Origin of the sequence: Pseudoalteromonas sp. Cn5-37, from assembly GCF_021532495.1 — a bacterium.
Lineage (GTDB): Bacteria > Pseudomonadota > Gammaproteobacteria > Enterobacterales > Alteromonadaceae > Pseudoalteromonas > Pseudoalteromonas simplex.
In genome coordinates this window covers 135,205-151,062 of the sequence record NZ_JAKGBA010000007.1, presented here as the reverse complement: position 1 = coordinate 151,062, position 15,858 = coordinate 135,205, and the positions used below count along the sequence as shown (strand labels likewise).

The 15,858-nt window shown below is 41.0% G+C and carries 14 protein-coding genes; 11 read left to right on the top strand and 3 right to left on the bottom strand.

Going from position 1 to position 15,858, the window contains the following annotated elements; genetic code table 11:
• Positions 1–227 precede the first annotated feature (227 nt).
• The 4 genes from L1266_RS11420 (at position 228) to fliD (ending at position 5,429) form a co-directional block, all read left to right on the top strand.
• Entirely contained in the window at positions 228–1,616 is a 1,389-nt protein-coding gene (locus L1266_RS11420; RefSeq protein WP_235377561.1) for a flagellin, read from the top strand.
• Positions 1,617–2,046: 430 nt separating this feature from the next.
• A complete protein-coding gene (locus L1266_RS11415) occupies positions 2,047–3,432 on the top strand; it encodes a flagellin (protein ID WP_235377560.1) in 1,386 nt (461 codons plus the stop codon).
• A 124-nt stretch (positions 3,433–3,556) separates the two neighbouring features.
• Positions 3,557–3,979, top strand: a complete 423-nt coding sequence (locus L1266_RS11410; RefSeq protein WP_235377559.1) for a flagellar protein FlaG — start codon at positions 3,557–3,559, stop codon at positions 3,977–3,979.
• Between the two features lie 40 nt (positions 3,980–4,019).
• Complete coding sequence (fliD, locus tag L1266_RS11405) at positions 4,020–5,429, top strand: flagellar filament capping protein FliD (protein ID WP_138599047.1); 1,410 nt, start codon at positions 4,020–4,022, stop codon at positions 5,427–5,429.
• A gap of 220 nt (positions 5,430–5,649) precedes the next feature.
• Here fliD and L1266_RS11400 read toward each other — a convergent pair whose 3' ends face one another.
• Both L1266_RS11400 and fliS read right to left on the bottom strand, forming a co-directional pair.
• Entirely contained in the window at positions 5,650–5,937 is a 288-nt protein-coding gene (locus L1266_RS11400) for a hypothetical protein (protein WP_138599046.1), read from the bottom strand.
• Positions 5,937–6,338 carry a flagellar export chaperone FliS gene (gene fliS, locus L1266_RS11395; RefSeq protein ID WP_138599045.1) on the bottom strand — a complete coding sequence of 134 codons (402 nt, stop codon included), beginning with the start codon at positions 6,336–6,338 and terminating at the stop codon, positions 5,937–5,939. The genes L1266_RS11400 and fliS overlap by 1 nt, the downstream gene beginning before the upstream one ends.
• Before the next feature lie 293 nt (positions 6,339–6,631).
• On the opposite strand from fliS, the gene L1266_RS11390 reads away from it, so the two are divergent.
• Complete coding sequence (locus tag L1266_RS11390) at positions 6,632–8,071, top strand: sigma-54 dependent transcriptional regulator (protein ID WP_235377558.1); 1,440 nt, start codon at positions 6,632–6,634, stop codon at positions 8,069–8,071.
• A gap of 456 nt (positions 8,072–8,527) precedes the next feature.
• Here the strand turns inward: L1266_RS11390 and L1266_RS11385 are convergent, their stop codons facing one another.
• Positions 8,528–9,115, bottom strand: coding sequence for a DNA-3-methyladenine glycosylase I (locus L1266_RS11385; RefSeq protein ID WP_235377557.1), 588 nt, complete (start codon positions 9,113–9,115; stop codon positions 8,528–8,530).
• Between the two features lie 127 nt (positions 9,116–9,242).
• Here L1266_RS11385 and L1266_RS11380 point away from each other — a divergent pair, with 127 nt between their 5' ends.
• The 6 genes from L1266_RS11380 (at position 9,243) to fliH (ending at position 15,849) form a co-directional block, all read left to right on the top strand.
• Complete coding sequence (locus tag L1266_RS11380) at positions 9,243–10,355, top strand: sensor histidine kinase (protein WP_054553278.1); 1,113 nt, start codon at positions 9,243–9,245, stop codon at positions 10,353–10,355.
• Positions 10,352–11,755, top strand: coding sequence for a sigma-54-dependent transcriptional regulator (locus L1266_RS11375; RefSeq protein WP_235377556.1), 1,404 nt, complete (start codon positions 10,352–10,354; stop codon positions 11,753–11,755). The genes L1266_RS11380 and L1266_RS11375 overlap by 4 nt, the downstream gene beginning before the upstream one ends.
• 170 nt (positions 11,756–11,925) lie before the next feature.
• Positions 11,926–12,258 (top strand): flagellar hook-basal body complex protein FliE, encoded by a 333-nt coding sequence (fliE, locus tag L1266_RS11370; protein ID WP_138599040.1) that lies wholly within the window; start codon positions 11,926–11,928, stop codon positions 12,256–12,258.
• A gap of 20 nt (positions 12,259–12,278) precedes the next feature.
• Positions 12,279–13,994, top strand: a complete 1,716-nt coding sequence (gene fliF / locus L1266_RS11365; RefSeq protein WP_054553275.1) for a flagellar basal-body MS-ring/collar protein FliF — start codon at positions 12,279–12,281, stop codon at positions 13,992–13,994.
• Positions 13,987–15,027 (top strand): flagellar motor switch protein FliG, encoded by a 1,041-nt coding sequence (gene fliG / locus L1266_RS11360; protein ID WP_054553274.1) that lies wholly within the window; start codon positions 13,987–13,989, stop codon positions 15,025–15,027. The genes fliF and fliG overlap by 8 nt, the downstream gene beginning before the upstream one ends.
• 3 nt (positions 15,028–15,030) lie before the next feature.
• Positions 15,031–15,849 carry a flagellar assembly protein FliH gene (gene fliH, locus L1266_RS11355; RefSeq protein ID WP_235377555.1) on the top strand — a complete coding sequence of 273 codons (819 nt, stop codon included), beginning with the start codon at positions 15,031–15,033 and terminating at the stop codon, positions 15,847–15,849.
• Positions 15,850–15,858 lie beyond the last annotated feature (9 nt).

Sequence of the window (15,858 nt, the reverse complement as noted above, 5' to 3'; positions counted from 1 at the left end):
ACCCATACGGTAAAAGTTTGCCTTTATATCGGGCCAGTGGCAAAAAATTGTCACTGGCCTTTTTATTTCTTACATTTACAAAGCAGAACATCTAAAACTTATTTAAAAACAACTGATTAAATATTTTTAATGAACTGGCATATTTCCTGCTTTAAGTTTTTAACAAAGCGCGTGGTTCCTCACAAGTTCATTGGACCACAGCCTAATTAAAACTAGGAGATGGTAAAATGGCATTAACAGTCAATACTAATGTGTCGTCACTTAACGCACAGCGTAACTTAACAAAATCGAGCGATGGTCTATCAACCTCAATGGAGCGTTTAGCGTCTGGCATGCGTATTAATAGCGCAAAAGACGATGCGGCAGGCTTACAAATTTCAAACCGTTTAACCTCACAGATAAATGGTTTAGCGGTGGCACAACGTAACGCCAATGATGGTATTTCTATGGCGCAAACCGCGGAAGGTGCAATGCAAGAATCTACTAACATTTTGCAGCGAATGCGTGAGCTTGCGCTGCAATCTGCAAATGGCTCAAACTCAAAAGAAGATAGAGATGCATTGCAAAAAGAAGTCAGTGCTTTACAAACAGAGTTAACTCGTATTGCGGAGACAACTTCATTTGGTGGGCAGCAATTATTAGATGGGAGCTATGGGACTAAATCATTTCAAGTCGGTGCCAATGCTAATGAGCTTATTAATGTGTCGTTAAAAAGTGTTGCAGCAGATGAGATTGGTGGTAAATATGCAGCTAGTAGTACAGCTGGTAGTGTTTTTGGCGCAGTTGCTGCTAATAGTGCTGTATATGGTAAGTCCACTGCAGACGAAACATTAACTATTACATCTGCAGGCGAAGCTGAAGCGGTTACTATTGATGCGGGCTCTAGTGCAACGGATGCAGCTAGTAAGATTAATGCATCTGATACGAGTGTTTTTGCAGAAGCGGTCAGTAAAGTTGATTTTAGTCTCGGGGCTACATCAACGGGTAAATTGACAATAGGTGATCATGAAATAGATGTATCTGGAACTACTGCTGAAATAGCTGCGAAGTTAAGTGGCCTTGGCTACGATGCCACTGATAGCGGTACTGCCGTGCAGCTAAATGTAAGTGGAGTAGATGGTGTTTCTCTAAGTGTTACTGGTGCAGATGGTGTTTTTGATGTAAGAGGGGGCACTACTGCTATAACTGATGGTACAACATCTACTGTAACTTCAGGCATAGAGTTTTCTGGAAACAATTCATTTACTGTGGCGGGTGGTACTGAAGTTACAGGCGCAGTCACTGGAGCCGCAGCAGACTCAATGGTTGATGAGATTGATATTTCAACGCAAGCAGGTTCTCAGAAAGCTTTGTCAATAATCGATTCAGCGATTTCATCTATAGATGGTCAAAGAGCTGATTTAGGTGCGGTTCAAAACCGCTTTAGTCATACAATCAGTAACTTGGCCAATGTTGCTGAAAACGTATCTGCATCTCGTAGTCGCATTCAAGATACTGATTTTGCGACTGAAACTGCGCAGATGACTAAAAATCAAATCTTGCAACAAGCGGGTACATCAATTCTGTCGCAGGCGAATCAAATACCGCAAGCTGCAATTAGCTTGTTAGGTGGTTAATTAAAGTTATAGTTTATATACGAAAAGCGCACTGGTTGCGCTTTTTTATTGCCTAACATTAAAATAGGTAGGCGGTAATTTGCTCAGTGCTCTTTTATCGCTAATTTCTTATTTTTCATTGAAGTTTACAGCGCCTCTTAACCTCTTTGTAACTAATTCACCTAAAAGCTTTTTGCACAGAGAGAAAAATGAGGAAAAAATGGGGGGATACGACTTAAGAGAAAAAAGTAGAATTTTTTAAATAAAAAAATAAGTAAAATCAGTTTGTTAATCTGGAAAGCTCAAATAAAATCCATTTTTTTTAAAAAAAGTCTAAAGATAAATTCTCAGCTGCCGTTAACTTAACCAGTACGGAGCTTGAGCATACAATTGTGAAAGTTCTTGGTTAAATCAACACAGTTATATTACGTAAGTAATCAGGAGTTTTATCATGGCTTTATCAGTAAATACAAATGTATCTTCATTAAATGCTCAGCGTAACTTGAACAAATCAGGTCAAGGCCTAGCAACCTCAATGGAGCGTTTAGCATCAGGCATGCGTATCAATAGCGCAAAAGATGATGCGGCAGGTTTACAAATTTCAAACCGTTTAACATCACAAGTAAATGGCTTAGCCGTAGCACAACGTAATGCCAATGATGGTATTTCGATCGCGCAAACAGCAGAAGGTGCGATGAATGAATCAACTAATATACTTCAGCGTATGCGTGAACTAGCACTACAATCTGCAAACGGTTCAAACTCTAAAGAAGATAGAGATTCACTACAAAAAGAAGTGTCTGCATTACAAACAGAACTAACTCGAATTGCAGAAACAACTTCGTTTGGTGGGCAGCAATTGCTTGATGGTAGTTTTGGAACTAAATCATTTCAAATCGGAGCGAATGCAAACGAGACTATTAATGTTTCGCTTAAAGATGTATCGGCAGATAAACTTGGTGGTAAATATGCAACTAGTAGTACAGCTGGTAGTGTTTTTGGCGCAGTTGCTGCTAATAGTGCTGTATATGGTAAGTCCACTGCAGACGAAACATTAACTATTACATCTGCAGGTGTAGCCGAAACGGTTACTATTGATGCAGGCTCTAGTGCAACGGATGCAGCTAGCAAGATTAATGCATCTGATACTAGTATTTTTGCAGAAGCGGTCAGTAAAGTTGATTTTAGTCTCGGGGCTACATCAACGGGTAAATTGACAATAGGTGATCATGAAATAGATGTATCTGGAACTACTGCTGAAATAGCTGCGAAGTTAAGTGACCTTGGCTACGATGCCACTGATAGCGGTACTGCCGTGCAGCTAAATGTAAGTGGAGTAGATGGTGTTTCTCTAAGTGTTACTGGTGCAGATGGTGTTTTTGATGTAAGAGGGGGCACTACCGCTATAGTTGATGGTACAACGTCTACTGTAACTTCAGGCATAGAGTTTTCTGGAAACAATTCATTTACTGTGGCGGGTGGTACTGAAGTTACAGGCGCAGTCACTGGAACAGCAGCAGACTCAATGGTTGATAAGATTGATATTTCAACGCAAGCTGGTTCTCAGAAAGCTTTATCAATAATCGATTCGGCGATTTCATCTATAGATGGCCAGAGAGCTGATTTAGGTGCGATTCAAAATCGTTTTGGTCATACAATCAGTAATCTTGCAAACATCTCTGAAAACGTATCTGCTTCACGTAGTCGTATTCAAGATACTGACTTTGCAACAGAAACTGCGCAAATGACTAAAAACCAAATCTTGCAACAAGCGGGTACATCAATCTTGTCGCAAGCGAACCAGTTACCACAAGCAGCGCTTAGCTTAATTGGTTAATAGTGTGATTAGTACAACAACTAATGGTTAAGTCAGCATTAGTTAACTAAAATAAAAAGGAGATAGGCTTACGCTAATCTCCTTTTGTTGCATTAGCTATAGGGTAAAATGTTAAGGAGGCGTTATGAGTGCAATAACCCAAAACCCTGATTTTGCAGTGGCTCCACAAAAAGCGGATGACAAGCTAGCTGCGAGCCCGCAACTGACAGCAACGGCGATTGATGAATCAAATAAAACGGACAGTAGACTTCAACAACAAACACAGCAAAATTATCAACAAGCGCAGCGTAAATTGGACGAAAGCGCTGATAAAGACGAGCTAGGCCGTGAGCAGCTTGAGAAAATGGCGCAACAATTGCAAGATTTCATGGGCGAAATGAATCGTAGTTTGCAGTTTCAAGTAGATGAAGATTCAGGCCGTGATGTTATTAAAGTGGTTGATAAAAACAGTGGTGAGCTAATAAAGCAATACCCATCTGAAGAAGTGTTAAGCTTAGTGGCTAAGCTTTCTGAAACTGCGGGTTTTTTAATTGATCAAACTGTTTAAAGTTTTTTGTTAAGTTAAATGTGTAATGTGAGGAAGTGTTATGGCTATTTCATTTAATGGTTTAGGTTCAGGTTTAGCAGTATCAGATATTGTTGATGCGTTAGTTAGCGCTGAAAGTACCCCTTTTACTTCACGTTTAAACAACAAAGAAGCCACGTTAACTACAGATATTTCAGCTGCAGGTGCACTAAAATCAGCGCTTGAAAAACTGCAAACCTCGATGGAGGCACTAGGCGAAGTTGATAACTACCAAAAACGTAGTATTTCTGGTAGTGATGATTTTGTAACACTAAGCTCAGATAAAGAGGCTCAGCCTGGTGGTTATAATGTAAAAGTAAACAATCTTGCGACTGAACATAAATTGATGTCAAGTGCATTTGCAGAAGATGCCGCAGTTGGTGAAGGGACGTTAACTATAGCGTCAGGTGAGAATAGTTTTGATATTGATGTGTCAGATACTGCAACTTTGTCTGAAATTCGTGATGCGATTAATGACAGTAAAGATAACGACAGTGTAACAGCAACGATTATTACCGACGATAATGGCCAGCATTTAGTTTTATCCGCAAAAAATAGTGGTGTTGAAAACGCAATAAAAGTTACAGCAACTGATGCTGATGGCGATAATACTGACGCGGCAGGTTTATCGGCTCTAGCCTATGACACAGATGCAGGGGTGACAAACATTAGTGAAGTAATTGCTGCAATAGACGCTTCAATTACCATAGATGGTAATTTAACAGTTACTAGCAGTGATAACGAGTTTGCAAATGTTATTGACGGTGTAACGATTACCGCCAAAAAAGCACATGGCACTGATGACGATGATAGCACGTTAAAAATTACTGAAAATAACAATAATATTAAAGCAGGCTTAAACAGTTTTATTGAAAGTTATAACGAATTACTTGAGCTTAGTAATAATTTAGGTAAATCAGGTGAAGACGGCGCTGGTGTGATGGCTGGTGATTCTATGCTTCGTGGGGTAATGTCAAAACTCCGTCAGCAATTAACCAGTGAAGTAACCCTGAGTGATGGCAGTAGTTTGTCGTTATCAAAACTCGGGGTTGAAGCAGACCGTTACGGTAAATTAAGCCTAGACACAGAACGCCTAAACGAGCAAGTCGAAGCAGATGTAGACCTAGTGCAGGAGTTCTTTATAGGTGAAAATGAAGACGAGGGCGGTTTTGCACAGTCTTTTGATGAGCTAATGAGCTTTTATACAGACTCAGATGGTATTGTTCAAAACAGAATTGACAGTAAACAAACCCAGTTAGATGGCTTAGATGATGAGCGAATTGATTTTGCAAGAAAAATGGAGTCGTTAGAGTCTCGTTTATACGCACAGTACAATAGCATGGATTTACTTGTAGCCCAGATGAACTCAACCAGTAGCTATGTGCAAGCGCAGCTTGATAATATGCCAGGGGTTGTTAAGCAAAGTAAATAATTGATTAGTCTATTTTCTTATCGGTATTTAGGCGCCAACTCTTTTGGCGCTTTTTTGCTTTTGGTTCATAAACGATCTATTTAGTAAATATTTTACTTTGTTTGAATAGAAGTACAAAAACCAATTCACTATCTACAACCGCGACTTTATTTTTCACAATTGATATAGCGCTAATAACGCGTTTATATAACTGAGTATGTCAAAAGCAACTAAACGAAAATTAGCGTTTAGTTGCTTTATATTTAGAAATAGCTTTTTGTGATTTACGCTGGTTGATTAACTCGGCCTGAGTTTTATCTCTCGCGTTTTTAAGTCTAGCTGTAGCGGCTAAAATTTTAGCTTGTATAGCTAATAACTCTTTTTCTTGAGGTGGTGTTTCACTCTCACACCAATGTTTTAACTCTTGGTCAATAGCTATTAACGTTTGGCTTGCCAGCTCAATATCTGTTTTATCTATGTGCTCTGATAATGCAATGAGTAATTCATTCAGAGCGTTATAATTCGGCATTATTGCTCAGCTTTAGGTATGCGCTCTTCGAGCGGAATAGAATCCCACCCTTCTTTTATTTCTTTAACGATACGGATAACATCATCTACTGCTGCAATGTCGTTGTTTACATTTGCTTCAGTTAACCTGCGTTGGCAAAAGTCGTACAGCGATAGTAGGTTGCTAGAGATATCCCCGCCATGCTCAAAATTGAGTGCATCTTGTAGAGCACCGAATAATAAAATGCAGGTAGAAATATTTTCACCTTTTTTTTCAAATTCTTTACGCTCAATAAAGCCTTTAGTTGCTGCTAAGCGTCCGATAATATTGCTGAAAATCAAATTGATCTGCTCATAAGGAGACATTTCATTAATGTTGCTAACGCTAACTTGACTGTACTTTTTTATCGATATATGTGCCATGAGAAAATCCTATATTAAAAACACCGATTCATAAAAATAGATAAGCAATATTAATGCCATTGATGTTATCTTTCTTTGAGCATTTCTATAGAGATTATAGCAACGAGTATAGAATATTTTAAAATTCAAACAGGCTAAATTTGTAAGTTAATTCTTTAGTATTAAATTTTAGTGCTAAGTGACTATTTTTTGGCGTTGATGTCAATAAATTGCCGCTTAGCGCTTGCATCCCTCCTAAACTCGCTTACAATTTAGAAATTAACTAACCTCGTGGTAACTGTGGTTCGCCAATAATGATCTTAATTTTAGACAATAATAATAATCGTGCGATAGGTTTACATGCAGCACTTACCTTCATTGGTGAAACTGCACAATTAGTTGATGAGACTTCATTACAGTCTTTTTGTGAAAAACATCAACAGCAAGAATGCATGGTCATTCTTGGTGCTTTACAGCAGCTAAATCACGAGGCTGTGATCAAACAGTTTCCTGCCATTCCGTTTTTATTAATTGGTGAAACACTCAAACCGCTGCTAAGCATTGCTAATGTAGTTGGTTTAATTTGTGAACCGTTTAACCATGACGTAACTACTCAGCTATTACATGATTGTCAGCAATATCAGCGCATGCTACCGGGTGACCATAAACAAGCTAAATCTAACAAATCATTTGATGGTTTAGTCGGTGAAACCGAAGCTGTAAAAGATGTGCGCTTTTTAATTGAGCAAGTAGCAAAAACCGATGCCAATGTGCTGATCTTAGGTGAGTCAGGCACAGGTAAAGAAGTTGTTGCACGTAACGTTCATTTACTCTCTAAACGCAATACAGGGCCATTTGTGCCGGTAAACTGTGGTGCTATTCCTGGTGAACTACTTGAAAGTGAGCTATTTGGCCATGAAAAGGGGGCCTTTACGGGTGCTATTTCTGCACGCAAAGGGCGCTTTGAATTAGCGCAAGGCGGCACGCTGTTTCTAGATGAAATAGGTGATATGCCTTTGCAAATGCAGGTTAAACTACTACGTGTGTTGCAAGAGCGTAGCTATGAGCGAGTAGGGGGTACTAAGCCTATTCAAGCTGATGTACGCATTATTGCAGCGACTCACCGTAACCTTGAAGAGATGATTGAAAAGGGCGACTTCCGTGAAGACCTTTTTTATCGCTTAAACGTGTTTCCAATTGAAAATCCTTCGCTTAGTGAGCGTGCTGACGACATTCCTTTGCTGTTAAAAGAGTTAATGCGTCGTGTTAATGAGCAAAGTGGCACAACGGCCAAATTCACTGAGCGTGCGATTCAAAGCTTAAAAGAACATGCGTGGCCGGGGAATATTCGTGAACTTGCTAACTTAGTTGAGCGCATGGTGATCATGTTCCCTGATAAAGTAGTTGATGTGCCAGACCTACCAGCTAAATATCGTTATATCGAAGTTGAGGCCTATGAGCCTGAGTACCCTGAAGAGTTGATGGAGCGAGATGCTTTCAACGATATTTTCAGTACCGGCTTTAGTGATTACGATGATGAAGAACCTGAAGTACCAGCAACAACGGCTGACTCAGGTTTATTACCAGATGAAGGAATTGAGCTCAAAGAGTATCTTGCTGAGCTAGAAATTAGCTTAATCAGCCAAGCATTAGAGCGCTATGATTACGTTGTTGCACGTGCAGCAGAAATTTTAGGTGTTAGGCGCACCACACTGGTCGAAAAAATGAAGAAATACAACCTAACGCGTGACTAATAGTTAAGAGCAGGTTTTAGGCAAAAATTAACTAAGTACTATGGTTATTACGCCTATAGAATGGGCTGTGTCTTTATTTATAGGCGCTAAACTTACGAGCGCGCTCACCGTCTTTCATTCGGGGTCTGCTGTGGTAATAAATCACTAAAAGCTTTTTGCACAAAGAGAAAATAATGAGGAACAAATGAGAAACCAAGCCCTTTCTCTTAATATTTAAAGCGCAATATTCCTTTAACCTATTTGTGAATCAGGCTCTTAATACTTTTACCACCAAGGTAATCGAGGTGCTGCGCGCTACACCTAGTAGCCTAGAGCCTAAAATTTAACATCTTTATTTTTACCTCATAAGCGCAGCGTCTCTTAGCCTCTTTGTGAATAAGTTACTTAATTAGCTTTTTACCACCGGAGGCTGCTTGCAGCACCGAGAAGATAGAAGCCAAGCTTAGCCCATATCACCTAATAACTATCAATAATCTCTTGTTTTCTAAAACAATCATTACTGTGGTCGTTAACCATGCCACAGGCTTGCATATGCGCATACACAGTGGTTGGCCCTAAAAACTTAAAGCCGCGCTTTTTTAAATCTTTGGCGAATGCTGTAGAGGCTTCAGTAATAGCCGGGTAATCCTCTAATTTATCAAGATCGTTTACCAATGGTTTGCCACCAACAAACTGCCATTGGTAATTTGAGAAACTGCCAAACTCTTTTTGAATCTCAATAAAACGTTGCGCGTTATTGATAGTGGCGGCGATTTTAGCGCGATTACGAATAATACCTTCAAACTGCATTAATCGTTCGACGTCGTCTTCGGTCATTTTGGCAACGTCTTCAACAACAAAGTTTTTGAAAGCACTGCGATAGCCATTACGCTTTTTGAGTATGGTATACCAACTCAGTCCCGCTTGTGCTGACTCTAAGGTTATAAACTCAAATAAGCGGTGATCATCATATAATGGCACCCCCCATTCTTGGTCGTGATAGGCCACATAATCTTCTTTGCTGGTATCGAGCCATGGGCAACGACACTGGTGTTCTTTTTGCATTATTCCCTCGCGATTGTCATTTTTTTGTCAGTGTTTTTTTGTCTTTAATTTATTGAAATAAAACAAAAATAAATTTGGTACGGATTGTGCATTTAGCTAGGTAGACACGATTTTTTGAGTATCGATTATGGCCTTAGCAAATGTCCTAAAACCACAATTTATCACAGCCAAACAATATAACCCATGCTTACAGCAAGAAGAGTATGTGGGTGAATTGAGTGAGCTGCGCCAACAAGCCAGTTGGTTAGGCCACTTGGTTGATACCATGCCTGCGGGTGTAGTGGTTTTAGATGGCCGAGGCATGATCGCAAAAGCCAATCAAATTGCTATTGATATGCTAGGTGAGCCGCTTGAAGGTGAAAAATGGTTTAGCGTTATTCAGCGCTCATTTCGACCACAGCAAGACGATGGACATGAAGTATCACTTAAGGATGGCCGTTTAATTAAGCTTGATATTACTGCGCTTGCTCCAGAGCCAGGACAATTAATTTTAATGACAGATTTAACTGAAACCAGACGCTTACAAAAGCGAGTTGCACATATGCAGCGCTTAAGTGCGCTTGGCAAAATGGTTGCTTCGCTTGCTCATCAGGTCAGAACACCGTTATCAGCGGCCATGCTTTATGCTGCAAATTTAGGCTCAAAGCGATTGCCAGAAAGCTCGCGTGGTAACTTTCATACGAAGCTAATGTCGCGTTTAAAAGATTTAGAAACCCAAGTGAACGATATGCTGTTATTTGCCAAAAGTGGTGAGCAACAAGTGGTCGAAAGCGTTTCAATGCAACAGTTACTTAATGAAGTAAAAGCCGGTGCTGATGCCATGGTTGCACAAAATAACAGTGAACTTAGCGTGAACTTGCCTGAGCCAGATATTGAAATTATGGGTAATAAAACGGCTCTGGCGAGTGCTATTCAAAACCTGATCCACAACAGTATTCAAATTATTGGTTCTGAGGCTGTGGTAACCCTGAGTGCCGAACGTGACGAAACTAGCGAAAACTGTGTTCGTATCAGTGTCAGTGATAATGGCCCGGGTGTTGATTTACGCCATGCCAACAAATTATTCGAACCTTTTTACACTACCAAAAGCCAGGGCACGGGGCTAGGACTTGCAGTTGTAAGTTCAGTCGCCAATGCGCACCAAGGACGGGTTGAAGTGACTAATAATGCTCATGGGGGAGCATGTTTTAGTTTGATCTTGCCAATTAGTGCAGAACCAATCTCAGCGGAGGCAAAATGAATACTAACTCTATCTTAGTCGTTGAAGACGACGCAGGTTTACGAGAAGCGCTAATCGATACCCTTGAAATGTCGGGTATTGATTGCGTTGCTGCAGATAGCGCTGAACAAGCGGTGATCTTGCTCAAGCAAAATAGCTATTCATTGGTTGTTAGTGATGTGCAAATGGGCGCTATGAGTGGCCTTGACCTATTACGTAGCATTAAACTTAACTATCCTGAGCTGCCGGTCTTAATGATGACAGCCTATGCCACTATTGATGATGCTGTAGAAGCAATGCGTTTAGGCGCGATTGATTACATGGCAAAACCGTTTGCACCAGAAGTGCTTCTTAATATGGTGAGTCGTTATTTGCCTGAAAAAGAAAAAGAAACCGATGGCCCAATTGTTGCCGATCCATCGAGTATTAAGCTATTAGAACTCGCGAGCAAAGTTGCCCGTTCAGATGCCAGTGTCATGGTACTCGGCCCAAGTGGCTCGGGTAAAGAAGTGTTGGCTCGTTTTATCCACGATAAATCAAATCGTAGCGATGCTCCCTTTGTGGCTATTAACTGCGCTGCTATTCCTGAAAACATGCTTGAAGCAACCTTATTCGGCTACGAAAAAGGGGCGTTTACCGGCGCGATTCAAGCTTGCCCGGGTAAATTTGAGCAAGCTCAAGGTGGTACCATCTTACTAGATGAAATCACTGAGATGGATTTAGGCTTACAAGCTAAATTACTGCGTGTACTTCAAGAGCGCGAAGTAGAGCGTTTAGGTGGCCGTAAAACCATAGAGCTTGATGTACGCGTACTGGCTACAAGTAACCGCGACTTAAAAGAAGCAGTGAGCGAGAATCTATTTAGAGAAGATTTATATTATCGCTTAAATGTATTCCCGCTAATGTGGAAACCATTAGCCGAGCGTCCTGGCGACATTATTGTATTAGCTGAGCATTTAATAGAGCGTCATTGCCTGAAAAGTAAAGAACCTATAGCTCAACTAAGTGAGGGTGCGAAACAAAAGCTGCTATCGCATGCTTGGCCAGGTAACGTACGAGAGCTCGATAACGTTATTCAACGGGCATTGATATTATGTGATGGTAATAGTATTCATCAAGATGATGTCTTTATTGAAGAGTTGCTTACTGTTGATATCAAGCCAGTCGCTACACCGCCACACAACGCACCCGTATATCAAGAACAGCCTGTTGAAGTTAATTTAGATACCGTGCCACAAGTGAGTGAGCAAGGTAATTACAAAGACGAGCTGAAAGACAAAGAGCATCGTATTATTTTAGAAACCTTAGCGCGTTGTAACGGTAAGCGTAAAGAGGTTGCAGAAACCTTAGGTATTAGTCCGCGCACGTTACGTTATAAATTGGCGCAAATGCGTGACTTGGGTATTGCTTTACCTGCATAAACTCCTTCCAAAAAGTTAGTTAAGCAAGCTCACATTTTTGTGAGCTTGTTTGCTGTCAAAACTCTGACAAGTAAATTATCTGTGTTAAGTTGTTGAAAATTCTCGTTTTATTTTGTGGCACGGTTTGTGCTTTATCAGTGCATAAGTAAACTGCATTGTCAGAGAGTATTATGAAAGTTCAAAACAGCGCATTATTTCAAGAAATGCAATCTATGGCTTCAGAAGTTGGTCGTGGTAACTCAATTAATAATTTACCAACACAAACTCAGCCAACTTCATCGGCACAGTTTGGTGATTTACTTACCAATGCACTTGATACAGTGAATGGCTTACAACAAGAAGCAAAACAAAAAGTAACCGCGCTTGAAATGGGCGATCGCAGTGTTTCACTTGCGGACGTAATGATTGCTTCGCAAAAGTCATCAGTTGCCTTTGAAGCGACGGTACAGGTTCGCAATAAACTTGTTGAAGCTTATAAAGAAATTATGAACATGCCTGTGTAACTAGGTAGTGGAGAATTATTGTGGCGCAATCTAATCAATCAACTGATCTAGCCTTAGCAGGCGGCGGTATCGATGCAACCGATACTGACGATCAACAAGAGCAAAAGTCAGGCTACCTAAGTGCCTTAAATGGTGTAGACGTTTTACGCCAGGCTACTTTAGTGATTGCTTTAGCAATCTGTTTGGCTATCGCAATTTTTATTATTATTTGGGCTCGTCAGCCAGATATGCGTCCGCTTGGCAAAATGCCAACGGAAGAGCTTATTCAAACGCTGGACTTTTTAGATGCTCAAAAGATTGATTACGAACTTGATGGTAACGTCATCTCTGTTGAAGAAGGTGAATACCAAAACATCAAATTATTGATGGCTCGTGAAGGCCTAGAGCAAGCGCCAAGCTCAGGTACTGACATCATCATGCAAGACATGGGGTTTGGTGTAAGCCAACGCCTTGAACGTGAACGTTTAAAACATGGTCGTGAGCAACAGCTTGCACGTACCATAGAAGAGCTAAAAAATGTTACTCGCGCCAAAGTACTTTTAGCTATTCCAAAAGAAAACGTATTTGCTCGTCGTGAAAAACAACCTTCAGCGACGGTAGTACTAACCTTAAAACGCGGCCGTACGCTTGATGGTGAAGAAGTTGACTCAGTAGTTGATATTGTTGCCTCAGCAGTCCAAGGTTTATCGCCAGAGCGCGTTACTGTGACTGATCAAAATGGTCGTTTACTGAATTCAGGTTCACAAAACTCACTTGCTGCTCGCTCTCGAAAAGAGTATGAAATTGAGCGTAAGCGTGAAGAAGAATACTTAAATAAAATCGATAGCATCCTTATTCCAGTTGTAGGTTTAGGTAACTACACAGCGCAAGTCGACTTAAATATGGATTTTAGTGCAGTCGAAGAAACACAAAAACGTTATAACCCAGACTTACCCGCTGTGCGCAGTGAAACCACGTTCGAAGAAAACAACATTGGTGGTCTTGCTGTCGGCATTCCAGGTGCGCTAACGAATCAGCCGCCAGTTAACTCTAATATTCCTGAGGTCGCTGGCCAAGGTAGTGCAGGTTCAGCAACGAACCCAAGTCGTTCGCATAAAGAAGCAACACGTAACTACGAACTTGATACCACAATTTCGCATAAGCGCCAGCAAACCGGTGTTATCCGCCGCATCAGTGTGTCAGTTGCCGTTGATTATGTACCACAAGTAGGTGAAAACGGTGAAACAACTATGGTTCCTCGCTCTGTCGAAGCATTGTCAAATATTCGTCGCTTACTACAAGGTGGTGTTGGGTTTGATATGCAACGCGGTGATGCACTTGAAGTCGTTACAGTGCCATTTGTAAGACAAGATACAGGTGAAGCGATTGAAGTTCCACTTTGGGAGCAAGATTGGTTCATGAAGATGCTACGCTTAGCATTAGGTGCACTGGTTATCATCGTACTTATTGTCTTTGTTGTAAGACCTATGCTGAAACGTCTAATTTACCCAGACGATACACTAGAAGAATATGATGAAGATGCATTAAGTGCAGGTGTAGATATTGGTGATAGCACGCTAGATATGCTAAATAAAGACTTTGACTCTGCTGCTGTAGGATTCTCAAGTGATGGTACACTACAGCTGCCAGACTTACATGGCGATGAAGATTTACTCAAAGCAGTTCGTGCATTGGTTGCAAATGAACCAGAACTGTCTTCTCAAGTAGTGAAAGCGTGGTTAACAGAAGATGACTGATCAAGAACAAAAACAATTACCACCGGCGTTTGATGTTGATAAATTAGACGGTGTTGATAAGGCGGCAATCTTATTGCTGAGCTTATCAGAAGAAGATGCTGCGCAAATCCTTAAGCACTTAGAGCCAAAGCAAGTGCAAAAAGTGGGTATGGCAATGGCCGCACTAGATGATTTATCGCAAGCGAAAATTAGCGCAGTCCATAATTTGTTTATTGAGCAAATTCAAAGCTTCAGTACCATTGGCTTCCAGTCTGAAGACTTTATTAAAAAAGCCCTTACTGCAGCGCTTGGTGAAGACAAGGCGGCCAGCCTTATTGACCAAATTGTTATGGGCTCAGGGGCGAAAGGTCTTGATTCATTGAAATGGATGGACTCAAAGCAAGTGGCGAATATTATTCGCAACGAGCACCCGCAAATTCAAACCATTGTTTTATCTTATTTAGAGCCAGAGCAATCAGCGGAAATCTTGTCGCAATTCCCAGAAAAAGTGCGCTTAGATTTAACCATGCGTATTGCTAACCTTGAAGAAGTTCAACCAGCAGCATTGCAAGAGTTGAATGAAATCATGGAGAAACAGTTCGCAGGTCAAGCTGGTGCACAAGCTGCGAAAATGGGTGGCTTGAAAGCGGCTGCTGATATCATGAACTACCTAGATACCAATGTTGAAGGTCAGTTAATGGATTCAATCCGTGAACACGATGAAGAGATGTCACAGCAAATCCAAGACCTTATGTTTGTCTTTGAGAACTTAATGGATGTTGAAGACCGTGGTATTCAAGCGATCCTTCGTGAAGTACAGCAAGATGTATTAATGAAAGCAATTAAAGGTACTGACGAAGCATTAAAAGAGAAGATTTTGGGCAATATGTCAAAACGTGCCGCTGAATTACTCGCTGATGATCTTGAGGCAATGGGCCCTGTTCGTATTAGCGAAGTAGAAGCGGCACAGAAAGAAATTCTTTCTACGGCACGACGTTTAGCTGACTCAGGCGAAATCATGCTTGGTGGCGGTGGTGGTGAGGAGTTCCTGTAAGCCATGAGTAAGTCTTCATTTCATACAGGACGCCCAGTACATGCCAGTGAAGCAGCCGATGAACTATTGGAAAACTGGCCAATTCCTGAAGTGACGCAAGATACAACAAAACTCGCTGGACGCTCAACGGCGTATGGCACGCCTTTAGCTGACTTATATCGTAAAGAGCAGCAAAAGCAGCAGGCCGAAGAGCAGCCAGAAGAGCCTGAAATTCCGTCATTGACCATGGCTGAACTTGAAAAAATCCGTCAAGATGCCTATGAAGAAGGGCTAAAGCAAGGTCATGAACAAGGCTATATAGATGGTTTTGAAAAAGGCGCGCATGAGGGGAAAGAAGCTGGTTTTAAAGAAGGTGTTGAGCTTGGTAAGGAGCAAGGCCAAGAAGAAATTAAGCCTATTTTAGAAGAGCAGCTCACTAACTTAAGAAGCTTACTTGATAGCCTTTCTCAACCATTATCTAAAGTCGATGAAAGTGCCGAAAAGCAGTTAGTGCAATTAGCTGTTATGTTAACTGAAGTCTTAGTTTACCAAGAAATCAAAACCTCACCAGAAGTCATTTTACATGCTTTGAAGCAAGCCATTGATGCGTTAGGTGAAGAGCAAGTGAAAGTACGTATTCACTTACATCCTGATGATATTGCTTTAATTACCGAAAGTTATGGCGAACAAACTATTGCAGATAACCATTGGCAGTTAGTGGCAGAACCGACTTTAGAACGTGGTGGCTGCGAAATTAAAACCCCGCAATCATCCCTCGATATGACATTAAAAACACGCGTCAAAGAAACGTTGGAAAACTTTTTGCATAGCAGTGGTATCTAACACTTTTTA